Origin of the sequence: Nocardia sp. NPDC057353 (genome assembly GCF_042667085.1) — a bacterium.
GTDB lineage: Bacteria > Actinomycetota > Actinomycetes > Mycobacteriales > Mycobacteriaceae > Nocardia.
In genome coordinates, this window is record NZ_JBHVAK010000029.1 from 52,856 (window position 1) to 76,920 (window position 24,065).

General features: G+C 71.4%; 29 protein-coding genes and 2 pseudogenes. 21 read left to right on the forward strand and 10 right to left on the reverse strand.

Going from position 1 to position 24,065, the window contains the following annotated elements; translation table 11 throughout:
- The first annotated feature begins 18 nt into the window (after nt 1–18).
- Nucleotides 19–1,077 carry a GlxA family transcriptional regulator gene (locus ACFUUZ_RS17160; RefSeq protein WP_378697172.1) on the forward strand — a complete coding sequence of 353 codons (1,059 nt, stop codon included), beginning with the start codon at nt 19–21 and terminating at the stop codon, nt 1,075–1,077.
- Here the strand turns inward: ACFUUZ_RS17160 and ACFUUZ_RS17165 are convergent.
- The 3 genes from ACFUUZ_RS17165 to ACFUUZ_RS17175 are packed head-to-tail and all read right to left on the reverse strand — an operon-like array spanning nt 1,074 to nt 4,213.
- A complete protein-coding gene (locus ACFUUZ_RS17165) occupies nt 1,074–1,742 on the reverse strand; it encodes a TetR/AcrR family transcriptional regulator C-terminal domain-containing protein (protein ID WP_378697174.1) in 669 nt (222 codons plus the stop codon). The two genes, ACFUUZ_RS17160 and ACFUUZ_RS17165, sit on opposite strands and share 4 nt — an antisense overlap.
- Nucleotides 1,743–1,784: 42 nt before the next feature.
- A complete protein-coding gene (locus tag ACFUUZ_RS17170) occupies nt 1,785–3,155 on the reverse strand; it encodes an ABC transporter substrate-binding protein (protein WP_378697176.1) in 1,371 nt (456 codons plus the stop codon).
- Nucleotides 3,152–4,213, reverse strand: coding sequence for a dihydrodipicolinate reductase (locus ACFUUZ_RS17175; protein WP_378697178.1), 1,062 nt, complete (start codon nt 4,211–4,213; stop codon nt 3,152–3,154). The genes ACFUUZ_RS17170 and ACFUUZ_RS17175 overlap by 4 nt, the downstream gene beginning before the upstream one ends.
- A 192-nt stretch (nt 4,214–4,405) precedes the next feature.
- On the opposite strand from ACFUUZ_RS17175, the gene ACFUUZ_RS17180 reads away from it, so the two are divergent.
- Together ACFUUZ_RS17180 and ACFUUZ_RS17185 are read left to right on the forward strand one after the other, a co-directional pair.
- Nucleotides 4,406–4,900 carry a nuclear transport factor 2 family protein gene (locus ACFUUZ_RS17180; protein ID WP_378697180.1) on the forward strand — a complete coding sequence of 165 codons (495 nt, stop codon included), beginning with the start codon at nt 4,406–4,408 and terminating at the stop codon, nt 4,898–4,900.
- Nucleotides 4,897–5,976 carry an NAD-dependent epimerase/dehydratase family protein gene (locus ACFUUZ_RS17185; protein WP_378697182.1) on the forward strand — a complete coding sequence of 360 codons (1,080 nt, stop codon included), beginning with the start codon at nt 4,897–4,899 and terminating at the stop codon, nt 5,974–5,976. The genes ACFUUZ_RS17180 and ACFUUZ_RS17185 overlap by 4 nt, the downstream gene beginning before the upstream one ends.
- Before the next feature lie 117 nt (nt 5,977–6,093).
- Here ACFUUZ_RS17185 and ACFUUZ_RS17190 read toward each other — a convergent pair whose 3' ends face one another.
- Both ACFUUZ_RS17190 and ACFUUZ_RS17195 read right to left on the reverse strand, forming a co-directional pair.
- Nucleotides 6,094–6,279, reverse strand: coding sequence for a hypothetical protein (locus ACFUUZ_RS17190; protein WP_378697184.1), 186 nt, complete (start codon nt 6,277–6,279; stop codon nt 6,094–6,096).
- Nucleotides 6,280–6,281: 2 nt separating this feature from the next.
- A complete protein-coding gene (locus ACFUUZ_RS17195) occupies nt 6,282–6,458 on the reverse strand; it encodes a hypothetical protein (RefSeq protein ID WP_378697186.1) in 177 nt (58 codons plus the stop codon).
- A 239-nt stretch (nt 6,459–6,697) separates the two neighbouring features.
- On the opposite strand from ACFUUZ_RS17195, the gene ACFUUZ_RS17200 reads away from it, so the two are divergent.
- From ACFUUZ_RS17200 to ACFUUZ_RS17220, 5 genes are all read left to right on the forward strand, one after another.
- Nucleotides 6,698–7,516, forward strand: coding sequence for a DUF5919 domain-containing protein (locus tag ACFUUZ_RS17200; protein WP_378697188.1), 819 nt, complete (start codon nt 6,698–6,700; stop codon nt 7,514–7,516).
- Nucleotides 7,513–8,328 carry an inositol monophosphatase family protein gene (locus ACFUUZ_RS17205; RefSeq protein ID WP_378697190.1) on the forward strand — a complete coding sequence of 272 codons (816 nt, stop codon included), beginning with the start codon at nt 7,513–7,515 and terminating at the stop codon, nt 8,326–8,328. Before ACFUUZ_RS17200 ends, ACFUUZ_RS17205 begins: the two co-directional genes overlap by 4 nt.
- A 191-nt stretch (nt 8,329–8,519) precedes the next feature.
- Nucleotides 8,520–9,914, forward strand: a complete 1,395-nt coding sequence (locus tag ACFUUZ_RS17210; RefSeq protein WP_378697192.1) for a lipase family protein — start codon at nt 8,520–8,522, stop codon at nt 9,912–9,914.
- A complete protein-coding gene (locus ACFUUZ_RS17215; RefSeq protein WP_378697194.1) occupies nt 9,915–10,805 on the forward strand; it encodes a bile acid:sodium symporter family protein in 891 nt (296 codons plus the stop codon).
- The gene (locus tag ACFUUZ_RS17220) at nt 10,802–11,638 is read left to right on the forward strand and encodes an SGNH/GDSL hydrolase family protein (protein ID WP_378697196.1); all 837 of its coding nucleotides are present in this window, start codon (nt 10,802–10,804) and stop codon (nt 11,636–11,638) included. Before ACFUUZ_RS17215 ends, ACFUUZ_RS17220 begins: the two co-directional genes overlap by 4 nt.
- Nucleotides 11,639–11,706: 68 nt before the next feature.
- On the opposite strand, the gene ACFUUZ_RS17225 is transcribed toward ACFUUZ_RS17220, so the two are convergent.
- Nucleotides 11,707–11,910 carry a cold-shock protein gene (locus ACFUUZ_RS17225; RefSeq protein WP_378697198.1) on the reverse strand — a complete coding sequence of 68 codons (204 nt, stop codon included), beginning with the start codon at nt 11,908–11,910 and terminating at the stop codon, nt 11,707–11,709.
- Nucleotides 11,911–12,219: 309 nt separating this feature from the next.
- Between ACFUUZ_RS17225 and ACFUUZ_RS17230 the strand changes: the two genes are divergently transcribed.
- Together ACFUUZ_RS17230 and ACFUUZ_RS17235 are read left to right on the forward strand one after the other, a co-directional pair.
- Complete coding sequence (locus ACFUUZ_RS17230; RefSeq protein WP_378697200.1) at nt 12,220–13,107, forward strand: diiron oxygenase; 888 nt, start codon at nt 12,220–12,222, stop codon at nt 13,105–13,107.
- Between the two features lie 10 nt (nt 13,108–13,117).
- Nucleotides 13,118–14,509 (forward strand): FAD-dependent oxidoreductase, encoded by a 1,392-nt coding sequence (locus ACFUUZ_RS17235; protein WP_378697202.1) that lies wholly within the window; start codon nt 13,118–13,120, stop codon nt 14,507–14,509.
- 71 nt (nt 14,510–14,580) lie between these two features.
- Here ACFUUZ_RS17235 and ACFUUZ_RS17240 read toward each other — a convergent pair whose 3' ends face one another.
- Nucleotides 14,581–15,207 (reverse strand): TetR/AcrR family transcriptional regulator, encoded by a 627-nt coding sequence (locus ACFUUZ_RS17240; protein WP_378697204.1) that lies wholly within the window; start codon nt 15,205–15,207, stop codon nt 14,581–14,583.
- 63 nt (nt 15,208–15,270) lie between these two features.
- Here ACFUUZ_RS17240 and ACFUUZ_RS17245 point away from each other — a divergent pair, with 63 nt between their 5' ends.
- Entirely contained in the window at nt 15,271–16,203 is a 933-nt protein-coding gene (locus tag ACFUUZ_RS17245) for a metal-dependent hydrolase (protein WP_378697206.1), read from the forward strand.
- The gene (locus ACFUUZ_RS17250; protein WP_378697208.1) at nt 16,200–17,348 is read left to right on the forward strand and encodes a hypothetical protein; all 1,149 of its coding nucleotides are present in this window, start codon (nt 16,200–16,202) and stop codon (nt 17,346–17,348) included. The genes ACFUUZ_RS17245 and ACFUUZ_RS17250 overlap by 4 nt, the downstream gene beginning before the upstream one ends.
- A gap of 42 nt (nt 17,349–17,390) precedes the next feature.
- On the opposite strand, the gene ACFUUZ_RS17255 is transcribed toward ACFUUZ_RS17250, so the two are convergent.
- Entirely contained in the window at nt 17,391–17,651 is a 261-nt protein-coding gene (locus tag ACFUUZ_RS17255; RefSeq protein ID WP_378697210.1) for a hypothetical protein, read from the reverse strand.
- 107 nt (nt 17,652–17,758) lie between these two features.
- Here ACFUUZ_RS17255 and ACFUUZ_RS17260 point away from each other — a divergent pair, with 107 nt between their 5' ends.
- Both ACFUUZ_RS17260 and ACFUUZ_RS17265 read left to right on the forward strand, forming a co-directional pair.
- A complete protein-coding gene (locus ACFUUZ_RS17260; RefSeq protein WP_378697212.1) occupies nt 17,759–18,505 on the forward strand; it encodes an SDR family NAD(P)-dependent oxidoreductase in 747 nt (248 codons plus the stop codon).
- A gap of 34 nt (nt 18,506–18,539) precedes the next feature.
- Nucleotides 18,540–18,935, forward strand: a complete 396-nt coding sequence (locus ACFUUZ_RS17265; protein WP_378697214.1) for an SRPBCC family protein — start codon at nt 18,540–18,542, stop codon at nt 18,933–18,935.
- Between the two features lie 45 nt (nt 18,936–18,980).
- Here the strand turns inward: ACFUUZ_RS17265 and ACFUUZ_RS17270 are convergent, their stop codons facing one another.
- Nucleotides 18,981–19,826 (reverse strand): helix-turn-helix domain-containing protein, encoded by an 846-nt coding sequence (locus ACFUUZ_RS17270; protein WP_378697216.1) that lies wholly within the window; start codon nt 19,824–19,826, stop codon nt 18,981–18,983.
- A gap of 91 nt (nt 19,827–19,917) precedes the next feature.
- Here ACFUUZ_RS17270 and ACFUUZ_RS17275 point away from each other — a divergent pair, with 91 nt between their 5' ends.
- The 4 genes and pseudogenes from ACFUUZ_RS17275 to ACFUUZ_RS17290 all read left to right on the forward strand — a co-directional run bounded on the left by ACFUUZ_RS17275 (nt 19,918) and on the right by ACFUUZ_RS17290 (nt 22,719).
- On the forward strand, nt 19,918–20,970 hold the full coding sequence (locus ACFUUZ_RS17275) for an alcohol dehydrogenase catalytic domain-containing protein (RefSeq protein ID WP_378697218.1): 1,053 nt from the start codon (nt 19,918–19,920) through the stop codon (nt 20,968–20,970).
- Nucleotides 20,967–21,368, forward strand: coding sequence for a nuclear transport factor 2 family protein (locus ACFUUZ_RS17280; RefSeq protein WP_378697220.1), 402 nt, complete (start codon nt 20,967–20,969; stop codon nt 21,366–21,368). The genes ACFUUZ_RS17275 and ACFUUZ_RS17280 overlap by 4 nt, the downstream gene beginning before the upstream one ends.
- Nucleotides 21,365–21,682, forward strand: a complete 318-nt coding sequence (locus ACFUUZ_RS17285; protein WP_378697222.1) for a GDSL-type esterase/lipase family protein — start codon at nt 21,365–21,367, stop codon at nt 21,680–21,682. Before ACFUUZ_RS17280 ends, ACFUUZ_RS17285 begins: the two co-directional genes overlap by 4 nt.
- A pseudogene (locus ACFUUZ_RS17290) lies at nt 21,679–22,719 on the forward strand (hypothetical protein). Before ACFUUZ_RS17285 ends, ACFUUZ_RS17290 begins: the two are co-directional and overlap by 4 nt.
- 148 nt (nt 22,720–22,867) lie before the next feature.
- Here ACFUUZ_RS17290 and ACFUUZ_RS17295 read toward each other — a convergent pair.
- Nucleotides 22,868–22,993: pseudogene (locus ACFUUZ_RS17295) on the reverse strand (winged helix-turn-helix transcriptional regulator); the annotation flags it as partial.
- A gap of 200 nt (nt 22,994–23,193) precedes the next feature.
- Here ACFUUZ_RS17295 and ACFUUZ_RS17300 point away from each other — a divergent pair.
- The 3 genes from ACFUUZ_RS17300 to ACFUUZ_RS17310 all read left to right on the forward strand — a co-directional run bounded on the left by ACFUUZ_RS17300 (nt 23,194) and on the right by ACFUUZ_RS17310 (nt 24,028).
- Nucleotides 23,194–23,490 carry a zinc-binding dehydrogenase gene (locus tag ACFUUZ_RS17300; RefSeq protein WP_378697224.1) on the forward strand — a complete coding sequence of 99 codons (297 nt, stop codon included), beginning with the start codon at nt 23,194–23,196 and terminating at the stop codon, nt 23,488–23,490.
- Nucleotides 23,487–23,738: a zinc-binding dehydrogenase gene (locus ACFUUZ_RS17305; protein ID WP_378697226.1), complete on the forward strand. Its 252-nt coding sequence runs from the start codon at nt 23,487–23,489 to the stop codon at nt 23,736–23,738. The genes ACFUUZ_RS17300 and ACFUUZ_RS17305 overlap by 4 nt, the downstream gene beginning before the upstream one ends.
- Before the next feature lie 116 nt (nt 23,739–23,854).
- Complete coding sequence (locus ACFUUZ_RS17310; RefSeq protein ID WP_378697228.1) at nt 23,855–24,028, forward strand: CsbD family protein; 174 nt, start codon at nt 23,855–23,857, stop codon at nt 24,026–24,028.
- Nucleotides 24,029–24,065: the final 37 nt, after the last annotated feature.

The following is a 24,065-nucleotide window of genomic DNA, read 5'->3' on the forward strand; positions in this document are numbered from 1 at the left end:
TCTTGCAGAATTTGCCACATGATCGGAATCGACCTGCTCGTGCTCGACGGCGCGAGCGCGAGCGCGGTCGGCAGCACCGTCGACGTGGTCTCGGCAGCCAACAGCATCCTCGGCACGCCCACCTTCGACCTGCGCTTCGTCGCACCCGAGCCGGAGGTCCGGGTGCGCGGCGGGCTCACCGCCACGGCCCGGCCCCTCGCCCGTGCCCGGCCGCGCGACATCGTCGTGGTCCCAGGTCTGGGCGCCGCCGACCCCGCGGAGATCACCGCCCGCCTCGCCGCGCCGGATATCGCTCCCGCAGGCCAGTGGCTCACCCGGGCGCACGCGCGCGGCGCGGAGATCGCCGCCTCCTGCACGGCGGTCTTCGTGCTCGGCGCGGCCGGCCTGCTCACCGGCCGCCGCTGCGTCACCACCTGGTGGCTCGGCGCCGAACTCGCCCGCCGCGCCCCCGGCGCCGATGTGGTGCTCGACGACATGGTCCTGCGCGACGGCCCCATCCGCACCGCGGGCGCCGCCTTCGCCCACATCGACCTGGTGCTCTCGATCATGCGGCAGCACGCGGGCGCCGCGCTCGCCGACGAACTCGCCGCCCGGCTCGTGGTCGACCAGCGCGCCTCCCAGGCGAGCTTCCTCATCCCCTCGCAGCTGGCGTCCCGCGACGCCGCGGTCGCCGCGCTGGAGTCCTTCGTGCGCGCGCACCCCGAGCACCCGCACACCCTGGAATCGCTGGCCGCGCAGTGCCGGACGAGCCCGCGCACCCTGGCCCGCCGCACCGCCGCCGCCACCGGGCTCAGCCCGCTGCAACTGGTGGCGCGGGTCCGGCTGCGGCACGCGCTGCACCTGCTGCGCACCACCGATCAGCCGCTCACCGAGATCGCGGCCGCGGTCGGCGTCGCCGACCCGGCGACGCTGCACCGGCTGGTCAAGCGGCACACCGGCCGGGCTCCGGGGTCGTGGCGGCCGGGGCGGAGCGTCAGCCGCGCCGTGCCGCTCCACGCAGCCGACCGCCCTGACCTCACCGCCGCGCCTGCCCGCCGCCACGACCTCGAGGCTGTCGCCGGACGCACCTCCACCTAGGCTCGGTCACGCAGGCGGGCGGCGAGCCCGGCGAGCGCCACATCCAGGTCGAACTCGAACTGCACGCCCCGATCCCGCACGGCATCCCGCTCGGCGGCGATCCGGCGCAGCGCCGGGAACTGCTCGCCATCCGCCCCGGCCAGCGCATGCACGACGTTGTGCGCCTGCGCCTCCGGCGGCCCCCCGGTGTTCTCCAGCGTCTCGTAGGCGGCGGCCCTGGCGATCTCGGCGAGCAGCGTCAGCGTCCGCCCCGCCTCCCGCGAGGTGAACCCCGCCTCGATCAACCGCGTGAGAATCCGCTCCACGGTCTCCAGCGCCTCGTTTCCGCGCACCGCCCCGAAGTCGATCGCCGAGATCAACCCACCGACCTGTAGGTACGCCGCCCGCATGGCGGCCGCGCAGAGCCGCAGCAGCTCCGGCCAGCCCGTCTCCGGCCCGAACCGCAACCCGGCGATCTCGGTCTCGAACGCCCCGAGCGCGAGCAGCTGGAGCAGCCCGGCCCGGTCACTGACGTAGTAGTTCAGCGCCTTGCGGTCGACCCCGAGCACATCGGCGACCCCCTGCATGGTCAGCGAGTCCAGCGGTAGCTCCCCGGCGGCGGCGACGATCCGCTCCCGGCTCAGCTTGGCAGGCCGCCCCGGCCGCCGCGGTACCCCCTCGCTCATCCGCCCAGCCTACGGGGGCGGACCGCCCGCCCGCGTACCCGGTCACCGCAGGTCGGCCATGGATTTCCCGACATCGCCGAGCGTCAGGGGCGCGCCGTAGTCGCCGCGGAAGGCATACGGCCGCACGTCGCAGCGGTACGGCCCGGTGTCCGGGCGGAAGTCGGCGGGCTGCCAACCGTCCCGGCCCGCCTGCTCGATGTTGAAGCACACCGAGGTGCCCTCGCGGTCGGAGAGATCGATCGGCGCCTGCAGACCACCGGCCGTCCAGGCTTTTTCGGCTGTGGCGGCCTCATAGACGCAACGCGGCGTGAGGTCGTCCCCGCAGCTCGCGGCCGCGCGGGCGAAGAGCAGCCAGGCCGAGAGCGAGCGCAGCTGCGGAAAGCTCAGCTCGGTGTCCGGGGCGTACGCGGCGAACAGCTCGCGCACCTGCGCCATGGCCGGAACGGCGGCCCCGTCCTCGATCGGGCCGACCCCGCCCAGATCGGCCACATTGTTCTGGAACTCCAGCGACTGCCCCAGCCCCTCCAGGAACGCGGTGCTGTAGTTGTTGTTCGTCGCGTCGATCCAGTCCGGCCGGTAGCCGATCCCGGTGAGCGCCTCCTCCAGCTTCACCAGCTGCCGCGGTTCGCCGTTGAAGACGAGTCCGCGGACCTCCCGGTCCTTGATCGCCTGTGCGAACGGGGTCCAGTCCGGGACGCCCGCGATCGGGTAGCGGTCGTCGTAGACGATCCGCGCGCCGAGCGCCTCGAAACTCTCCTTCCCCTTGTCGCCGAGGATTTTGGACACCGGCGAGTCGGCGCTCACGTACCCGATCGTGTCCTTGGACGCCGGGTAGGTCTCGAGCAGCCACTGCCGGAAGCCGGTGTAGATGTCGTGCCGGGGCAGCGTGGTGGGGGAGGCGCTCACCTCGAGGTCGGCGCCGACGCTGCCCGGCTGCGCCACCTGGGCCGGGAAGCTGGGCAGCAGGCACGACAGCCGATCCTTCACGCCCAGCGAGTCCAGCCCCGCGCCACCGCCGACCAGCGCGAAATCGTCCCGGCACGACTCCAGCATGCGCTGCTTGACCTCGGTGAGCCTGGTGTCACGCACCGTCAGCTCGATCCGCCGCCCGGCGATGCCGCCGTGCTCGTTGCACCAGGCGGTGAAGACCTCCGCGGCATCGATGAACTCCGGGTTCTTGGTGAACCCGAGATCGCTGACCACCCCGACGGTGATGCTGTCCGCGGTGACCCCGCGCCCGGTTGCCTTCGTGGGCGAACCGCTGCCGCAGACCGCACCGAGATCACCGAACTCCGCACCGACGGCCGGAGTTCCGGAGCCCTCCCGCCCCGGCTCCCCGGAGCGGCCGCACCCGGTGACCGCCAGCAGCGCGGCCGCGGCGAGCACGGCGGCCGCGCGCAGCCGGGGCCTCACCGGGCGCTCAGGATGCCGCGGGGCAGGGTCAGCGGCAGGTCGGTGTAGGTGGCGATCCCGGCCCGCGCCTGCACCACCGCCGGGATGGCGTGGATGGGCGGCATGGCGGTCATGATGTGGCCGAGCACCATGAAGTCGGCGATGGTCTCGCCGACGAAGTCCGGCGGCGGCAGGAAGCCGACGTTCATGGTCACCGTCGGGCGGCCGTCCACCGTGATCTTCCAGCCGTCGCCGTCGAGCTTCCAGTCCGGATCCAGGGTCTGCCCCTTGCGCCACCGCACATTCACGTCGACCACCGTCTTCCCGGCGACGATGCCCTGCCAACTCACGGCCACACCGGCGACGCAACCCTTCCCGATGGTCCAGGAGCCGAGGTCGAGATCCTCCGTGGTCTGCGCGTACTCGGCGACGCAGCGGATCTCGTCCAGCTCGGCGCCGAGCGAGTCGGCGAGCAGCCGCACCGCCTCGGCGAAGACCTTGGTGCCCTGCTCGGCCATGCCGGGCAGCGCCGGGTCGTCGATGGGGGTGCCGAAGCCGACCGGGCGCTCGGTGGCGGGGGAGTCGTAGAAGGTGGTGTCGGCCTGCTCGGCGATGGTCACCTTGTCCACCCGGTCGCAGGCATTCGCCGCGACGATCGCCAGCAGCTGCGCGAACCCGGGGCTCACCCCGGAGCCGAAGAGCGTGGAGCCGCCGCGGCGACAGGCCTCCGCCAGGCGCGCCCGGTCGGCGTCCAGGTTGTGGCCGGTGATGAAGGACGCGGTCGTGACCACGTTCGCGCCCGAGGCGAGGATCTGCTCGAGCTCGGCGACATCGATCCACATGGGGTTGTAGACGACGCAGTCCGGCTCCAGCGCCAGCAGCGCCCGCACATCGTCGGTGGCCGTGACGCCCGCCGGGTCGAGCCCGGCCAGCTCACCGACATCGCTGCCCGCCTTCTCCGGTGACCACGCGTAGCACCCGACCAGCTCCAGCGCGGGGTGCGCGAGCAGCGCCCGCACCGAACTCTTGCCCACATTGCCGGTCGTCCACTGCACGACCCGGTAGCTCTTCGCCGACATCGGTACCTCGTTCTCATTCTTGCGAATCAGATTCTCGGTCCCTGTGTACTCCACGGCGCGCCGATTTTTCCCGGTCGGAAAATAACTGGCCGATTCAGTCAATGGGTTACATTTATCCCGTAGGGGAAGAATTGTTGACCAGCGGTCGGCAGCCGTGTTAGGCATGTCCGCAGGATTCGGAAGGGGAGTGGCGTGGACGACTCGAAAGGGTGGCGCGAGATCCTCGCGCTGACCGCGCTCAAGGGGCGCTACTGCCGCTACCTCGACACCAAGCGGTGGGAGCAGTGGCGCGAGCTGTTCACCGACGACTTCGTCAGCGACACCTCAGCGGCGGGCGGCCGGGTCATCACCGGCGCCGACGAGTTCGTGCGCTACCTCCGCGCCACCCTCGGCGACGGCAAGACCACCGTCCACCAGGTTCACAACCCGGAACTCGCCCTCACCTCGCCGACCACCGCGACCGGAGTCTGGGCGCTGCACGACATCGTGCACCTCGCCCCCGGCCTCGACCTGCACGGCTACGGCCACTACCACGAAACCTACGACAAACACGGCGACACCTGGCGGATCGCCTCCTCGAGGCTCACCCGCGTGCGCGAGGACATCCGCACCCCGCTGGTCTCGGTCCGGCTCTCCCCGCGCCTGCGCGACGCGGGCGCCGCGCTCGCCCGCCGGAGCGACCGGTGAGCACCGTCCTGGTCACCGGCGCCTTCGGCCAGATCGGCGCGCTCTGCACCGAACTGCTGCTCGCCCGCGGCCACACGGTCATCGCCGTGGACCTCCGCACCGACGCCACCGAGACCGCGGCCGCCGCGCTCTCCGGCGCGCTCATCCCGTCCTGGACCGACCTGCTCGACCGCGACGCCGTGCACGCCGTCGTCGCCGCACACCGCCCCGCCGTGATCGTGCACCTGGCCGCGATCTACGCCCCGATCTCCTACCGGGCGCCCGCGCTCGCCCGGAAGGTGAACGTGGACGGCACCTCCCATCTCGTCGAGGCCGCCCGCCTGCTCGCCGCGCCCCCGCTGCTGCTCTTCGCCTCCAGCGCCGCGGTCTACGGCTCCCGCAACCCGCACCGGCACCCGGAGCCGATCACCGCCGACACCCCGGTGTCCCCGATCGACCGGTACGGCGCCGACAAGGTGCTCGGCGAAGCCGTCGTCACCGGCAGTGGGCTGCCGCACGCCGTGCTGCGCCTCGGCGGAGTCATCTCCCCGGTCGGCGCAGGCCGCCTCAACGGCGACTACCTCTCGCTCATGCGCGCGACCCCCACCGACAACCTCATCCACGCCATCGACGCCCGCGACGCCGCCCTCGCCTTCGTCAACGCCGCCGACCGCGGCCCCGCCGTCACCGGCCGGATCCTCCTCATCGCAGGCAACGACAGCTACCGCCACCGCCAGCAGGAACTCAGCGACGACATCGCCGCCGCCACCGGCCTCGGCAGGCTCGGCCCGGCCGCCGGACTCCCCGGCGACCCCAGCGACGACCGCGGCTGGAGCTTCACCGGCTGGTTCGACACCACCGAATCGCAGGCTCTGCTCGACTTCCAGGCCCACGACTGGCCCGACACCGTCGCCTGGGTCGCCGCGGCGGGCGGGCGGCTCCCACTCCTGCTCGGATCTGCCCTGCGCCCCGCCGTCCTGCTCTTCCTGAAAGCGCAACGCCGCCTCGAACGCCGCGGCCGCTACGCCGACCCCTGGACCTTCCTCACCCGCCGCTACGGACCCGAAATCCTCGCAGCCGAAGCACCTTCGCAGTGATCACACTGTTACAGGTGAGCGAGATTCCGACGCTGTACGAGTGGGCGGGCGGCAGGCCCGCCCACGAGCGCATGATCGGCCACTTCTACGACTGCGTCGAGCCCTGACCCGGGCGAACTACGGCTCCCACAGACCGGCGCAGGGGACCATGGGCAGCCCGTCGGTCACCTGATCGTCCACGGTTATCTCGGCGTCCGGCAACCAGTCGCGCAATTTTCGCTCGAGTTCGACGGCTGCCGCGTCGCTGACCCGATAGTCGAAGGTCGCGCCGCCCGCGTACTCGATGCGAATGTGTCGATCCACGCCTATTCCCAGTCGTCCCCGGCCGCCGGTTCGGTGAGAAAAGCCAGGGCCGCGATCCCCGGTAAGCAGTTGTGCCCGGGACCGTGCCGATGAAAGCGGAGAATCAGGTCGGCTGCCTGCGGTGTGAGGTGCTCGGGATCGAATCCGCAGTCCAGCCAGCGCGGGTCTACCGCGACCATGTCGCGTTCCTCTTTCGGCGCTGTGTGCAGGAAGCTGTCGAAGCGATGGTCAAGGCGTGTTCTCCAGCACGAATCCGAATGCGTTGGTCAACTTGTCGAGCAACCATGTCGTTCGGAGCCGTCCCCTCTCGACGCCACGGAAGTACCGTCTTCTGCCTCACGGTCTCGACGGGTCGCTTCTTGGTATCGTCTGCGCCGAAGACCGGTAAACTGTCGCGTGCTCTTCGAGGGGGAGGTCGGTGCTGCGCCTGGAGATCGAGCTGCGCCGGAAGCATCTGACCTACGGTGGGTTCTGCCGCGAATACGACCGAGTCGCCGCGTCGATCGATGCGCATCTGATCGGGACCGCCCCAGGGCGGGCGCAGTTCTATCGATGGCTGCGCGGCGATGTGAAAGGGTTGCCGTACCCCGATCGCTGTCGCGTACTCCAAGCGATGTTTCCCGGCTGTACTGTCGCCGAATTGTTCGGCCTGTCCGACCCGGGGTCGGCGCCCATCATCGATCATCCCACACAGACTGCCGCCGAGACGGTCTTCGCCAGTCGTTCCGACTTCCTGCGGACCATGCCGCCCCAGCAGTGGCTCCGTAACGCGCAGTCCCTCGATCTGATGGGCATCTCGCTCAATCTGCTGTGCCAACAATCCACCGACTCCGATATCGTCCGCATGCTCGAAGCCGGGGCGACGATTCGGTGCCTGTTCCTCGATCCGGCAGGTGCGCACATCACGATGCGAGAAGCGGAGGAGGGACACGCGCCAGGAACGCTCACCCACCTGACCCGGCTCAATATCGGCGTCCTCGAGCGGCTGCGCGGCCTCGTTTCCGACGAGGTGACCGGCCGAATCGAAATCCGGACCTACGATGCCATTCCGCGTTTCAACCTCACCATGGTCGACCGAGAACTGTGCGTGATGCAGCCCTATCTGCCGCATGCCCGAGGTCTCGAATCGCCCACCTTCGTGACGAGGCGATCCAGTCGGCCTGCCGGAATCTTCTCGACCTTCGATGACGTCTTCCGATCCGCCTGGAACGGAGCACGCGAGGCGATCCCGCAGTGAGCGACCTGCGAGAACCGCTCGATACCGCCCGGCGGGCGGTGCGGCTCGGTGCCGAGCTGTTGTCGACGACCGCTCCTGGTCGGGTGGAAGCGAAGGGGGATCGCGACTTCGTGACCGACCTCGACGTGCAGATTCAGGAGCGCATTCAGCGGTTTCTGGCTGCGCGGACGCCCGAGATCGGATTTCTCGGCGAGGAGGGCGAAACCGGGCCCGCCGCGCCGTCGTCGAAGCGGTGGGTTCTGGACCCCATCGACGGAACGTCGAATTTCATCCACGGGTTGCCGCTGTGCGCGGTGTCGTTGGCGATGATCGAGGGTGATCGCCCCCTGGTCGGCGTGATCAACGCACCGATGCTCGACCTGGAGTACTGGGCGACCCGCGGTGGCGGAGCGCGCCGGAACGGCGAGGCGATCCGCGCCGGCACCGCGCACGGGCTGGGCAGTGCGATTGTCTCGATCGGCGATTACGCGGTCGGCGAAGGGGCCGTCGAGAGAAATCGCCGACGGCTCGCGATCACCGCGGCGCTGGCGGCGAAGGTCGAGCGCGTCCGGATGTTCGGATCCGCCGCACTCGACCTGGCCTGGGTCGCGGAGGGGCGCACCGACGGTTGCGTCATGCTCTCCAACAAGCCATGGGATACCGCCGCCGGAGTACTGATCGCCCGGGAGAGCGGAGCGATCGTCACGGACAGCGACGGCAGCGCCCACACCATCGCCTCCCGGCACACCGTGGCGGCGGCGCCGGGGGTGTCGGCTCACCTGCTCCGGCTGCTCGACGCCCCGGACCCGGACCTTCCCATCGTGACACCGTGAGCTGTACGACTTGCCTGCATCTGGCACCAATCGGTTTCATGTCTTACTCGCTGCTCGGCACCGGCATCTGATCGCGGACCGGGCGCGGTGCCGAGCGAATCTCCCCGTCCATTGCGATCCAGGTCACGTCTATGCGATCGTATGCGCAGCAAATGTGATCCCACTTGGTATCACAAAGGTTGGAGGAGTGAATGATGCAGACCCGAGGACGCCGTGGTCGTCGGATCGTCTCGATGTGCGGGGTACTGACCGCGGGCATGCTGACCGCGACGGCGACGTTCGCGCACGCCGAGCCCGCGCCGATCCCGGTACAGCCCGCCGCGGCCGTCCCGGCCCCGCCGGAGCTCGACCCCGCCTTCTACCGGCCGCCCGCCGAACTCGTAGCTGCCGCGGCCCCGGGCGAGATCCTCGCGGCCAGGCAGATCAATCCCGCGAACTTCGGGCTGATTCCGCTCAATGTGGACGCGTGGCAGGTCTCCTTCCGCTCCAATGACAGCCGTGACGAAGCGATCCCGGCCGTGGCCACCGTGCTGAAACCGCGCGGGTCGGCCCCGGACAAGATGCTCTCGGTCCAGATCGCCGTCGACTCCCTGGCCGCCTACTGCTCACCCTCCTACGCCGTGCAGCAGTGGTCCGCGGGCGCGGCATTGGGCCAGATCGTCGCGCCGCTCGAGTTCATGCTCGCCCAGGGCGCGCTGCAGCAGGGCTGGGCCGTGGTCATCCCCGACCACCAGGGGCCGAAGGAGGCGTACGCCGCCGGGCCGCTGGCCGGGCGCATCACCCTCGACGGCATCCGCGCCGCTCGCGCCTTCGAGCCGCTGCGGGTGACGCCCGACGCTCGAATCGGCATGTACGGCTACTCCGGCGGCGCCATCGCCACCGGGCACGCCGCTGAGCTGAAGCAGAGCTACGCGCCCGAGCTGAACATCGTCGGCGCCGCCGAGGGCGGAGTTCCGGCCGACCTCGGGCCGGTGCTGGTCAACGGCAACAAGGGCCTGTGGTCGGGGATGATCCTGTCCGCGGTCATCGGCCTGGCCCGCGAGTACCCCGACTTCGCCGCGCTGCTCGACCGCCGCCTCGACCCGCTGGGCAAGGCGCTGGCCACCGTGAAGGGCGGGTTGTGCGTGCAGTGGAACACCGCGCTGGCCCCGTTCCTGAACATCACCGGCTTCCTGCACGCCGACGGCGACCCCTTCGACGACCCGGCGGTGCGCAGGGTGCTCGATCAGACCCGCATGGGCAAGGCCGTGCCGGACATGCCGATGTACATCTGGCAGGGCAACCCCGACGAGCTGATCCCGGTCGGCCCGGTCGACACCCTCGTCGACACCTACTGCCAGGACCCCGCCGCCGGCGTGCAGTACACCCGTGAGCACTTCGCCGAGCACGTCGTCACCGAGATCTCCGGCGTCGGCCCGGCCATGCTCTGGCTGCGCGACCGGCTCGACGGCGTCCCGGCCCAGCGGCGCTGCAGCACCGCCGACGTCGGCTGGCTCGCCCTCGACCCCGCGGGGACCCGGGCGCTGGCCGAGAACTTCGGGGAAACCTTCGCCTCCTTCTTCGGCAAGCCGATCGGAACCGGATAGATGAACGATTCAGCCCTGATCACGGTCGGCCTGCCGATCGCCCTCGCCATCATCATGTTCGGCCTCGGGCTGACCCTGACCGTCGCCGACTTCCGACGGGTGGCGCGGAGTCCGAAGGCGGTCGCCGTCGCGCTCGGCCTGCAGATCGTGGTGCTGCCCCTGATCGCCTTCGGGCTCGTCACCGCCTTCGACCTCGACCCGCTGCTCGCGGTGGGGGTGATGCTGCTGGCGGCCTCGCCGGGCGGGACGACGGCGACCCTGTTCAGCCACCTCTTCCGCGGCGATGTCGCGCTCAACATCACGCTGACCGCGATCAATTCGGTGCTGGCCGCCGTGACCATCCCGGTCATCACCAATCTCGCCATCGCCCGTTTCGACGCCGAGGGCGAGCTCGGGCTGCAGCTCGCCAAGGTCGTGCAGGTCATCGCGATCGTGGTCATCCCGGTCGCGATCGGCATGCTGGTGCGCAGCCGGCGGGAGGAGTTCGCCGAACGGGCCGATCGCCCGGTCCGCGTCTTCTCGATCGCGGTGCTGGCCCTGGTATCGATCGGGGCCCTGCTCAGCGAGCGCGAGAACCTGGTCGACTACGCCCAGCAGGTCGGCGTCGTGACCGGGCTGTTCTGCCTGGCCAGCCTCACCCTCGGCTACGCGGGCGCCCGGCTGCTCCGGCTCGGGCAGCCGCAGGCGATCGCGTGCTCGATGGAGATCGGGATCCACAACACGACCGTCGCGCTCACCATCGCGCTCAGCGTGCTGGACAGCACCGAGGTCGCCATTCCCAGCGCCGTCTACTCGGTGCTCATGTACATCCTGGCCACCGCCTTCGGCTTCCTGATCACCAGGCGGCCCACGCGCAGGCCCGAAGCTGCCCGAGGAGAAGAAGTCCGATGATCCGCCGACTCTGCGCCGCCACCGCGGCCGCACTCGCACTCGTCGCCACGCCCGCCGCGCACGCCGAACCACAGGGCGGTGCCCGCTACGTCGCCCTCGGCGACTCCGGCGCCGCGACCACCGGCGTCCTGCACATCGATCCGTCGGCCCCGCTGCTCTGCGCCCGCTCGACGGCGAACGCCCCGGCCCTGGTCGCCCGGGCGCTCGGCGTCGAGCTGGACGACCGCACGTGCAGCGCGGCGAAGATCCGCGACCTGACCGGGCGGCAGTCGGGCACGGTCGCGCCGCAGTTCGAGGCGCTGGGTCCCGACACCGAGATCGTCACCCTGCACATCGGCGCCAACGACGCCGAGATGACGAAGTTCATCATCGGCGGCTGCCACACCGCGGCGGTCACCGGCAGCTGCGCGACCGCGGCCGACCCGGCGTGGGACGCCGCCATCGACGCCATCGCCCCCGCCTACGCGGCCGCACTGGACGAGATCGAGCGCCGCTCTCCGAAGGCCAGAATCTTCGTCGACGGCTGGCCCACCTACTTCGACCCCGGCACCTGCGCGGCCATGGTCGGGCTGCTCGCCGACGACGCGGCCTACATCCAGTCCAAGTTCGACCGCCTCAACACCGTGGTCGCCGGGGAGGCCACCGCGCACGGCGCCACCTACATCGACACCCGCCGGGCCTCCATCGGCCACGGCATGTGCTCACCCGCCGCCACCCGCTGGTTCGACCCCGTGGTCGGCGGGGACACCATGCTGCCCTACCACCCGACGCTCGCCGGGCACCGCGGCGTCGCCGCCGCGATCGTGGACGCCATCCACTCCTCGGCTCGCTGACCGAGCCTCCCCGAAAACGCACGAAACCCGCGCCGTTGCCGGCGCGGGTTTCGTAGGTCTGGCTGCTCTCAGATGGTGCGCACGCTCTGAGCCTGCGGGCCCTTCTGGCCCTGCTCGATCTCGAACTCGACACGCTGCCCCTCGTCCAGGGACTTGAACCCGGAGCCGGAAATCGCGGAGTAGTGGACGAACACGTCAGGGCCGCCACCGTCTTGCGCGATGAACCCGAAGCCCTTTTCGCCGTTGAACCACTTCACACTGCCTTGCGTCATTTACTTTGTGTTGCTTTCTGTTGAGAGCCGGGAGATCGCTGCGACAACCCGTACTCACAGCACAGCCTGCCACATCTACTCCTCGGACGCACCCTCGGGTGGCTGAACGAAACGATCGCAATGGGATCGCAACCAACCGGTCCGCGAGCGGATCGACGGCGGACCGACACCGCCGGTCCGGCCGCGGCCCGGTAACCCGACCCGGTGCCCGATCGCCCACGGGGCTCGACCCCTGCGCCCGTCCCGCCCGGTCCGCGCTCCGAATGTTGTGGGACCTCGAATCGATCCCGCCCGACCGAAGGAGTGACGATGACGTCTGCGGACAGCGATGCCCTGTTCGAAGATCTGCTGTCCTCGGCAGCGCGGCTGTCCTTCGACGCCCGCGACCCGGCGATCTTCGCAGGCGCCGAGCACGACGACCGCTCGCACGGCATGTCGCCGCGCTGGTCGCCGCTGTACGACACCGCGGCGTGGCGCGCGCTCCCGCCCGCCCAGCAGGTGCTGCTGACCAGGGCCGAGGTGGCCCAGTTCCTCGGGGTCGCGATCTGGCTGGAGCTGCTGCTGCAGTCCGCGCTGCTGCGCAGGCACGTGAACGTCGACCCCGCGCGCCCGGACACCCGCTTCCTGCTGCACGAGTGCGCCGACGAGAACATGCACTCGCTGATGTTCGTGAACGCGGTGGCCGGGATCGGCGCGCGCTTCCACCGCCGCGACTTCTCCTTCACCGTCTTCGGCTGGCTGTTCCGCTACGTCGCCTGGCGCGAGGCGGTCTACGGGCTGGTGCTGGCGGGGGAGGAGATCTTCGACGTCATGCAGCGCGACTGGATGGCCGACCCCGAGGTGGCGGCCGCGGTGCGCCAGACCTCCTACATCCACGTGGTGGAGGAGTCGCGGCACATGCAGTTCGCCCGGCGCAATATCCGCGACCAGCTGGCCGGGCGCTCGCGGCTGCGGCGCCGGGTCTGCGCGCTGATCATCGCGATCGGCACCCACGTGATCGGGAAGAGCCTGATCAACCGGCGGGTCTACGAGGACATCGGCCTGGACTGGCGGACCGTCCGGCGCGCCATCGACGGCAACGAGCACCACCGGATGATGTTCCGCCGCGCCGCGGAGCCGCTGATGGATTTCCTGAGCCGGGAGGAGCTGCTGGACCGCGGCTCCCGCTGGATCTACCGCAAGTCGAACCTGCTGTGAGGGAACCCGCGTGACCCATGTGATCCTCGGCCACTGCTGCAAGGACGCCTCGTGCGTCAAGGTGTGCCCGCAGAACTGCATCCACCCCGCGCCGGGGGAGCCCGGCTTCGGGACGGCCGCGACCCTGCACATCGACCCGCGCACCTGCATCGACTGCACCGCCTGCGTGGAGGCCTGCCCGGCGTCGGCGATCAAGTCCGAGTTCGACCTGACCAGCACCGAGCTGCCCTTCGCGCGGATCAACGAGGAGTTCTTCCGCGGCAGGCCGCGCTCGCCGCGGGTGCCCGCGCCGCGCGACACCGGCCACCGTGCGCTGCCCGCGCCGCAGCGTATCGCCGTGGTCGGGGCGGGCCCGGCCGCGCTGTACACCGTGCGGGAGATCCTGCAGCGCTCCGGCTCGGCGCGGATCACGGTGTTCGAGAAGCACGAGGAGATCGGCGGGCTGCTGCGCCGCGGCGTCTCGCACGCCGACAGCCGGGTGCGCGACATGATCGCGCTGTTCGGCAAGCCCTTCGGCGACGACCGGGTCACCGTGCTGCTCGGCACCGAGATCGGCGTCGACATCGCCGTGGCGGAGCTGCGCCGCGAGTTCGACGCCGTCGTGCTGGCCTGCGGGGCGACCCGCCCGCGCACGCTCGGCCACGAGAGCCACCGCCGGATCCCCGGCTTCCACCACGCCATCGACATCATCGCCGCCGACAACGCCGGGCTGCCCGCTCCCGCGGGCGCCGGTGATCTGGGCCCGCGCTGCCTGGTGGTCGGCGGCGGGAACGTCGCGATGGACCTGGTGCGGCACATCGTCACCCGCGACGAGGTGAACCCCGGCGGGCGGCCGGTCGAGCAGATCCTGGTGCTCTCCCGCTCCGACCGGGTCGCCTTCACCCCGTCGGTCTTCCACAAGCTCGCGCACCTGCGCAATGTCGACCTGGCCACGGACCGGGCGGGGCTGACGCCGCGGGCCGCGCCGAGCGCGTTCGTCCGCGACATCGCCGCGCTTCCCGCGGTCGACATCGCCGACCCGCCCGCCCGCGGCCGCACCCGCGTGGTCTTCTCCTTCGGCAGCGAGGCCACCGGGCTGGAGATCGCCGATGGGCGCACGCTGCGGGTTTCGACGCGCGCCGGCCGCACGTTCGGCGCGAACTCGGTGGTCAGCGCCGCCGGGTTCCAGGTGACGCCGATCCGCGGCGTCCCGCTCAGCGAGCGAGGAACGGTCGCGCACCGGGCGGGTCGGGTGGTGGACCCCGCCACCGACGATGTCGTGCCCGGGCTCTACGTCACCGGCTGGGCCAAGCGGGGGCCGGTCGGCGGAGTGGGGGACAACCGGGTGTGCGCGGCGGAGACCGTGGCCGCGCTGGTCGACGATCTGGCGGGGGTGCGCTCCGGCGAACTGGTCCGGGTGTGAATCGAGGACCCGTGCGCGCCCGGTAGCCGCGACTGCGCGGCGCACGCCGGACCGGGTGCGCGGCCACCCGCCTACCGCACCCGGCCCGGGACGACGTCGGACTGCGCGACGATCGCGGAACCCAGCCAGCGGCGCAGGTAGCGGCGCAGCTGCTCCTCGTCGCGCGGCGGGTTCCCGGGGGAGACGAAGAACGACTGCATGGTCCGCAGCACGTACTCGACGAGCTCGTGCAGCGCCCCCTCGTCGTACCCGTGCGCTTCCCAGTCCACGTCGAAGCGCCGGATCATGGTCATGCCGAAGGTGCGGGCCTGCTCGGAGGTGAGGCTGTCGGGGTCGCGCCCGGAGTAGGAGCTCGACAGCAGCAGCCCCAGGTGCGGGGTGCGGCGCACCTCGACCAGGGTGAAGAGCACCCCCTCGGTCATTGCCTCGGCGGGGTCGTCGAGCCCGGCCACGTGCGCGGTCAGCCGATTTAGGAATCCGTCGACGGAGGCGATGGCCGCCGCGGTCATGAGCGCCTCGGCGGTGGGGAAGTAGCGGTACACCGTCTGCCGGATGACGCCGAGCGCCTCGGCGACCTGGGCGATGCTGATCGCCGCCCCGGTCGCGCCGATCAGTTCGACCGCGGTGGCGACGATGCGCCGCTGCGCGTCCTCGTCGTCGACCGGCGGACTGCCACCCCATCCGCGTCTGCGCGCCACCGGTCGGACGATACCAGCGCGAAAGTCATCATACAGTCGCTCGGTTTTGTGTATGGTGACGGCGTGACCCAGTTACAGCCCCGGAAAATGGACTTCGGCTTCGAGACCGCCGCCGTCCCCTTCTGCTGGAATCCGCAGAACCCGGCCTGGTCGAGCATGACCAACGCCGTCTCGTTCCTCGCCGTCGGCTTCGAGAAGATGATCGTGAAGCTGATCATGCAGCTCAAGCCGGTCATGACCGATCCGGAGGTGGCGGCGGAGGCGGTGGCGTTCATGCGGCAGGAGGGCCACCACTCGACCGCGCACCGCCAGCACGTCAAGGCGCTGATCGCGCAGTACCCGGGGCTGCAGAACACCCTGGACGCGGTGATCGGCGAGTTCGACCTGCTCACCGAGGCGACCTCCACCGACTACCGGCTCGCCTACACCGCCGACCTGGAGGCCACCTTCACGCCGGTCTTCAAGCTCATGCTCGACCACGAGGCGACGCTGTTCCGCCCCGGCGACGACCGGGTGGCCTCGCTGTTCCTCTGGCACTTCGTCGAGGAGGTCGAGCACCGCAGCTCGGCGCTGATCCTGTTCAACGCCCTGGTCGGCAACGAGGTGTACCGGATGCGGATGGCGCCGTCGATCTTCGCGCACGTCATGAAGGTGATCCGGATCGCCTGCTCTGGCTTCAACCAGCACGTTCCGCTGGCCCAGCGCAAGGTCGACGCGCTGTCGATGTTCGCCACGCACCGGCTCAAGCAGAAAGTGCTGTGCGCCTTCGCGCCCTACCTGACCAAGGGGCCCATGCCGCGCGCCTTCGACGGCCTCCCGCGCGGTGAGCAGTTCACCGCGCTGTCCGGGGTCTTCCGCAGCCAGCTGCCCGGGCACAACCCCGAGCACGAGAAGCTGCCCGCGCTGGCGGGTGAGTGGTTCGCGCGCTACGACGCGGGCTACGACTGCACCCGCTGGTACACCGCGGCCGCCGAGCCGATGGCGGTGAACGGATGAGCGACCTGTGTGCCCCCACCTTCGCCGAACTCGCCGAGCGGCTGGGCTTCTCGTGCGCCGAGGCCGGTGGCCTGGTGGAATTCCGCAACCCGGCCGCCCTGGAGAACTGGACGCTGCCGGTGCTCGAGCTGACCATCGTGCTCGGCTCGGTCCTCGCCCTGGTCTACGCCATCCTGCGGCTGCGCAGGCACGGCGACCCGACCAACCTGGTGCTCTGGTTCGGCGCGACGGCCTACCTGTTCGTGATCGAGCCGCCGCTGTACTTCCCGGCGGCCTTCGGCATCGAAGAGCACGTCGACACCATGTTCGCGCACAACGTCTTCACCGTCGACTTCCTGTGGGGGCGGCTGCCGCTCTACATCGTCGCGATCTACCCGCTGATGGCGACGCTGGCCTTCGAGATCGTCCGGATGCTCGGGGTGTTCCGCCGCTACGGCGTGCTGCTCGGCGCGGCCTGCGTCGGCTTCGTGCACCACGCCTTCTACGAGATCTTCGACCACATCGGCCCGCAGCTGCGCTGGTGGGAGTGGTCCCTGGACAACCCGATCAACCAGCCGTTCTTCGACTCCGTCCCGATTCCGAGCGTGGTGGTCTTCGCCGCGCTGTGGCCGATGTCGCTGGCGCTGTGTGTGCAGTACTTCGTCGGCCGCCACGTCGACGCCGGGACCACCTTCACCGGGGTGCAGCTGGTGTGGCGCACCGTGGTGATCGGGCTGCTCGCCTCGGTCGGCACCTTCCTGCTCCCGCTGCCCGCCACGGTGATCGGCATCGCGGGCGACACGGTGCGCGGGTTCGTGTACGTGGCGGAGCTGGTCGTGCTGTCGGTGGTCGCGGTGGTGCTGCTGTGGCGCCGCTGGTCGGAGCTACGCTCCGGGGCCTCCGCCGTGCGCGGTGACCGCAATGCCTTCGTGCAGTGGTACGCCATCGTCTACCTGGTGGTGATGGCGGTGCTGTGGGGTGCCGCGCTGCCGGACTACTTCGGGGCGGTGGACGGGGTGACCGCCGACGGCGACCCCGTCGGCAGCCTCTGGTACACCGTCGCCTGCTTCGGGATCGCCATCGCGAGCGTCGTCGCCACCGTCACGATCCCGCAGGTACCCGCGGCCCCGGCCGCGGCGCCCGCCGAGGAGTCCGCCGCCGCGTGACCCCCGGTGGTGCGGCCGCATCCCGGTCGCACCACCGCGGGCTCACACCGCGTTGCTCCACCCCTCCGGGTCGGCATCGTCGCCCTCGTAGCGGTCGCCGCGCAGCTCCACGGCGCTGCCCGGTTCCACGCAGGCGGTGACCTCGGCCGGGTCGAGCACGGCGACGTTCAGCTCCAACTCGACGTCGGTCTCCCTGGTCAGGGTGAAGCCGACGAGCTCGCCGACCACCTCGGACTCGTCCCGCCGCAGCCGGACCGCCGCGCCGAGGTCGGCGTACTGCAAATGCTCTGCTTTCTTGATCATGCTGCCCATCCGAGGCGGATACCCGGTCACCGCGGAAACAAGCAGTTCGCCGGTCAGCCCCCCGGTTCGCCGGATCCGGGCGGGCGTCCGGCACCTAGGATGGGGCGGTGTCGTTGAGCGGGAAAGTCGCGTTGGTCACCGGGGCAACCAGCGGGATCGGCCGCGCCACAGCGGTTCTGCTGGCCGAGCGGGGCGTGCACGTCGTGGTGTCCGGGCGCGACGCCGCCCGCGGCGAGGAGGTGGTCCGCCGGATCCGGGCCGCAGGCGGCGCCGCCGAGTTCGCGCGGGCGGAGCTCGCGGGCGCCGCCGACGCGCAGGCGCTGGCCCGGGCCGCCGATGAGCTCGCCGGACCGGTCGACATCCTGGTCAACAATGCCGCCATCGCGGTCTTCGGCGCGACGGCGGGCATTGCGGAAGACGACTTCGACGCCTGCTACGCCATCAATGTGAAAGTACCGTTCTTCCTGGTCGGCGCGGTGGCGCCGGGCATGGCCGCCCGCGGGGGCGGGGTGATCGTGAACGTCTCCACCATGGTCGCCTCGTTCGGTACCGCCGGATCGGCGGTCTACGCGTCCAGCAAGGCGGCGCTCGAGCTGCTCACCAAGTCGTGGGCGGCGGAGTACGGCCCGCACGGCGTGCGGGTGAACGCGGTGGCGCCGGGGCCGACGCGGACCGAGGGCACCACCGGACAGTACGGCGCGCAGCGGCTGGAGGCGCTCGGTGCGCAGGCGCCGGCGCGGCGGGTGGCCGAGGCCGGGGAGATCGCCGAGACCATCGGGTTCCTCGTCGGCGATCAGGCCGCGTTCGTGCACGGCGCGATCCTGCCCGCGGACGGTGGCCGCACCGCTGTCTAGCCTCCGCGCGGGGCGAGGGGTGGAGGATGGACGGATGAGACCGATGCTGCGCGACGGGCGCTGGATTGTGCGCAGGCACATCCGGGCGGCGCCGGAGGCGGTGTGGGCGCTGCTCACCGACCTCGCGGCCTGGCCGCGCTGGGGCCCGACGGTGCGCGGTGCCACCATCGACGGCGGGCGGGTGGCCGAGGGCGCCCGCGGCACCGTGACGACGGCGGTCGGGGTACCGCTGCCCTTCGTCATCACCGATGTCGAGCCGGGGCGCCGGTGGTCCTGGGCGGTCGCGGGCGTTCCGGCGACCGCGCACGGCGTCGACCCGGCCGCAGCCGGGTGCATCGCGTGGATGTCGGCCCCGCTGTGGGCGCCCGCGTACCTGCCGGTGCTCGGTATCGCGTTGGCGCGCATCGAGGCGATGGCCGCGCCGAGCTGAGCGGGCGGCGCCCGGTCGCCGAGCCGATCCGGGGCTACCACTCCGTCAGATGCCCGCCCCCCGCATCACGCGCTGCCCCACCTCGGCGATCCGTGCGGCGTCCAGCGCGCGCAGCGGGTGCGCGCCGAGGATCATGGCGACCTCCCCGCGATCGTCGAGCACCGGGGCGGTGATGCTGAAGACCGGGCGGGACTCGCGGCCGGGGTCGTCGTCGGAGAGGTAGCCGATGGAGGTGAACTCGGCGAGCAGGGTGTCCATGATCCGCCGCACGTGCGGGGGCAGCCCCTCCTCGTCCAGGGTCTCCACCAGCTGGGCGGCCTGCAGCAGCGCCGGGGTCGTCCAGTCGACGTCGAAGCCGCGGGCGCGGGTGCGGGCCAGGATCTGTTCGAGCCGCGCGGTCACCGCGGCGTCGCCGCCTGCGCGGCGGATCCACTCCCGCTGCTCGGCGGCGGGTGCCCACGCCGCGAAGGCGGCGCCGAAGGGCGGGGCGTAGGGGATGCGCTCGCCCGGGCGGGCGGGGCGCCGGTCGTCGTCCCCGGCGAGGAACGCGGTGATCACCAGGTGGTCGCCGACGCGCTCGACGACCGAGGCGGCGTACCCGAGTTCGGCGACCAGCTCGGCGGCGGCCGCGCGGGCGAGCGCGGCCCGCGGGCGGCTCGCCTGTACCGCGGCGGCGAGCGCGGTGAGCGCAGGGCCGGGCGCGAAGGTCTTGTCCAGCGGATCCCGGACCGCCCAGCCGCGCTCGCACAGCGTGGTGAGGATGGCGTGCGCGGTCGCCTGGGTCAGCCCCAGGGCGTGCACCACGTCGGAGAACCGCAGCCGCTCCTCCCCGGCTCCCGCCAGCAACTCCACGATGTCGAGCACCCGCGAGGTCGGAGCTGATCCGCGCACCGTTGACTCCTCCTTCTCCGGAATCGTAAGCTCATTTCGCTAATCAGAGAACCATTCTCGCATATTCGAGAAGTGCAGTCCAGGAGAGTTCATGCGCGCTGTGATCCTGCGGTCGAACCGCCTGTCGGTCGGGGAGACGCCCGACCCGGAGCCGGGAGCGGGGGAGATGCTGGTGTCGGTGGTGAGCACGGCGATCTGCGCCTCCGACGTCCACTACATGGACAACCCCGAGGCCGGGACGGACGACCCGACCGGCCGCTCCCGCTACGACCCGGACCGCGATGTGGTGCTCGGACACGAGTTCGTCGGGGAGGTGATCGCGCACGGACCGGGCTGCACGGGGCGCTTCCCGGTGGGGACGCGGGTCACCTCGATCCCGATCCGCCTGGTCGACGGCGGGGCGGGCGGGACCAGGATCATCGGCCAGCACCCGGACTTCCCCGGTAGCTTCGCCGAGAAGCTGGTGGTCGCCGAGGTGCTCGCCCGCGAGGTGCCGCGCGCGGTGGATCCCGACGCGGCCGCGCTGACCGACGCCTTCGCGGTCGGTGAGTTCTACGTGCGCAATGCCCGGGTCGAGGCGGGCGAGATCCCGCTCGTGATCGGCGCGGGGGCCATCGGGCTCTCCGTCGTCGCCGCGCTGGTCCGCCGCGGGATCGAACCCGTCGTCGTCTCCGATTTCGACGCGGGACGCCGGGAACTGGCCCGGGACGCGTTCGGCGCGCACATCCTGGTCGACCCGGCCCTGGAGTCCCCGTTCGAGGTGTGGCGCACGGTCCGCGCGCAGCGCGAGCTGTGGGGGTCGGCCGTGGTCTTCGAGTGCGCGGGCGCCCCCGGGCTGATCCAGCGGCTGATCGCGGAGGCCGACATGGGGACCCGGATCGCCTGCGCGGGCGGCTGGTACACCGGCGACGCCCTCGACATCACCGCCGCCACCCGGACCGGCGTGAACGTGCAGTTCGGCGGCGGCCCCATGCCCGAGGACTGGTACGGCACCCTCGACGCCATCGCCGCGGGCGCCCTGGACCCGCTGCCCAGCGTCGGCGCCGTCATCGGCCTGGACGAGGTGCCCGCGGCGCTCGACCAGGTCCGGCGCTCGCGGGGCCCCGCGCGCGTCATCGTCCACCCGAACGGAGACCCGCGATGACCGACCACCGCGCCATCGGCGACGTGCTGATCCGCTACGCCACCGGCATCGACCGCCGCGACTGGGCGCTGTTCCGCACCGTGTTCACCCCCGACTGCGTCCTCGACTACGGCCCGATCGGGACGTGGAACGGCATCGAGGAGGTGCTGACCTTCATGCGGGAGTCCCACGACATGGCCGGGCACACCCTGCACCGCATCACCAATATCACCGCCACCGTGACCGGCGACAGCGCGCGGGCGAGCAGCTATGTCGACGCGGTGATCATGGCGCCCGACGGCGAATCCGGTGTGAACGCCGTCGGCTTCTACGACGACGAACTGGTCCGCACCGGCAGCGGCTGGCAGATCCACCGCCGCCGGTTCACCACCGTCCGGATCAGCGGGACCACTTCGTGAATCCGCTCCGGTCCCCGCGGGGCTTCCGCGCGGGCGGCTGCCCCGGCGCGCAGCCCGCCCGGGCCGATGACGCCGACTACCTGCAGGCCAAGATCGACCAGGTCAATGCCGTCATACGCGCCGAAGCCGTCGAGCACGGCGCCGGCTTCATCGACCTCGAGCCCCCCACCCGCGGCCATGACGCCTGCGCCGCTCCCGGAGCGAACTGGATCACCGGCGCCGTGCCCGACCCCGGCGCCCCGGTGCCGCTGCACCCCAATGTCGCGGGCCACGCGAACGTCGCCCGCCAGATCCTGGAGGTCCTGCCCCGATGAGCACCTACCGCGTCATCCAGTGGACCACGGGCAAGGTCGGCTCGCTGAGCCTGCGCGGCGTCCTCGACGACCCCCGCCTCGAGCTCGCAGGCGTCTACGCCCACTCCCCGGACAAGGCGGGCCTCGACGCGGGGGCGCTCTGCGGACGCCCCGACACCGGCATCACCGCCACCGGCGATATCGACGCACTGCTCTCCCGCGGCGCCGACATCGTCCTCTACACCCCGCAGCAGGCCGACCTCGAGCACCTGACCCGGCTGCTGGCGAGCGGCCTCGACGTCATCAGCACCAACCTGCTGCTCAACCTCGGCGGCGTCCGAGGCGAGATCGAGACCCGGTTGCGCGAAGCCTGCGCCCGCGGCCGCAGTTCGCTGTACATCAGCGGCGTCAACCCCGGCTAAATCAACACCGTGACCGCCGCCATGACCGCGGTCTGCCGCGACATCCGCGCGGTCACCATCTCCGAATCCGCCGACGTCTCCGTCTACGAATCGCCGGAGACCTGGGCGGCTTTCGGCATCGGGCTGCCCGAACCCACCCCCGCCGTGGATGAGCTGGCCCGGCTGTCCCTGGTCAGCTTCCGGGACGCCGTCGAACGGCTCGCCGCCGCCATGCACACCACCCTGGCCGCCATCGAGTTCAACGTCGAGTACGCCACCGCCGCCGAGACGGCCGACCTGGGCTGGCTGCGCATCGAGCGGGACACCATCGCCGCCCTGCGCGGCGGCTGGACCGGAACCACCCCCGGCGGCATCGTGCTGCGGTCGGACGTCGCCTGGTACCTCACCCCGCACCTGAACGCCGACTGGCAGTTCCTGGACGATCACTACCGCGTCACCATCGACGGCGAACCGGGCCTCGACACCCGCCTGCGCTTCCTCCCGTCCGATTCCTGGGGCAACCACGAATGGGACACCATGACCGCCATGCCCGCCGTGCACGCCATTCCCGGCGTGCGCGCGGCGCCGCCCGGCATTCTCGGCCTGTCCGACGCCGGGCTCGCCGTCGCCCCGGCCGGGCTCTGGATCGGCCGGTAGCGCTCGGCCCGCGCTGTTCTCCTGGAAGTCGGCGATGGCGCCGCCGTTGTCCCTGGCCCACGTGGTGAGGACGTCGATCGGCTCGACCAGTGCGGCCGAGTTCGGTGAGGGTGTACTCGACCCGGCGGGGTGCGAGCTCGGTGCGCTCGACCAGGCCGTAGCCCTGCAGCCGGCGCAGCGTCCGGGTGAGCACCTTGCGCGAGATCCCGCCGATCAGGGCGACGAGTTCGCCGTGCCTGCGCGGCTGCGCGCTGAGCCCGAAGAGGACGAGCACGGTCCACTTGTCGGCGATTGTCTCGACCGCCGGCCGGGTGGGGCAGTCGGCGAGGAAGCCGGATCCGGCGGGCGGTTCGGCGGGCCGGAGGTGCTACGGATCGTCGAGGAGCCGGTGGTCGAGCCGGGGGCGGGGGAGGTGCGGGTTCGGATCGAGGGGTTCGCGGTGAATTGCTGGACTCGATGATGCGCTCGGGTGTGATGCCGGGACCGGGTGATCATGTCCTGGTCAGCGCGGCGAGCGGGGCCGTCGGTCGGGCGGCGCTGCGGGTCGCCGCCCGGCTCGGCGCGGTGCCCATCGCCGTCACCCGGCAGAGCTCGAAGACCGGCGAGCTGCCGGCGGCGGGAGCGGCCGCCGTCGTCGCCACCGACCGCGAGAACGTCGCCGAGGCCGTCCGCCGCCACACCGGAACCGGCGCCGACATCGTCCTCGACCTGATCAGCGGCCCCGGCCGGCGGAATCTCCTCGCCGCCGCCGCCCCCCCGGCGCGACCGTGATCGCCGCGGGCTTCCTCGACAGCAGGCCCACGCCGGACCCCGAGGTCACGGTCCAGCCGTACCGCAGCTTCGAGCACACCCTCGACCCGGTCGTGGCCGAGCGCATGGCCGCTTTCCTGGAGGCGGGCATCCGCGACGGTGAGCCAGGGCCGGTCATCGACTCGGTGCTCCCCCTCGACGCCGTGGTCCAAGCGCACCATCGGCTCGAGGAGGGCGCGCACACCGGCAAGATCGTCGTCCTGGCCTGACGCGCAGCCGACCCCGATTTCGCTGGTCGGGTTTACCGCACCGGACTCGGGCTATCGCCTCGGTGTCGGCCCGCGGACATCACGGACCGCGACCACCACATCGGAAGGGATACGCGATGAGCGCCACCGACAAGGCGAAGAACAAGGTCGAGGACCTCGCAGGCAAGGCGAAGGAGGCGGTGGGCAAGGCCACCGGCGACCGGAGCACCGAGGCCGAGGGCAAGACCGACCAGACCAAGTCCGACCTCAAGGGGGCGGGGGAGAAGGTCAAGGACGCGTTCCGCGACTGACCACCACCGCGACCGGCCGGGCGGCGAGGCACGATCC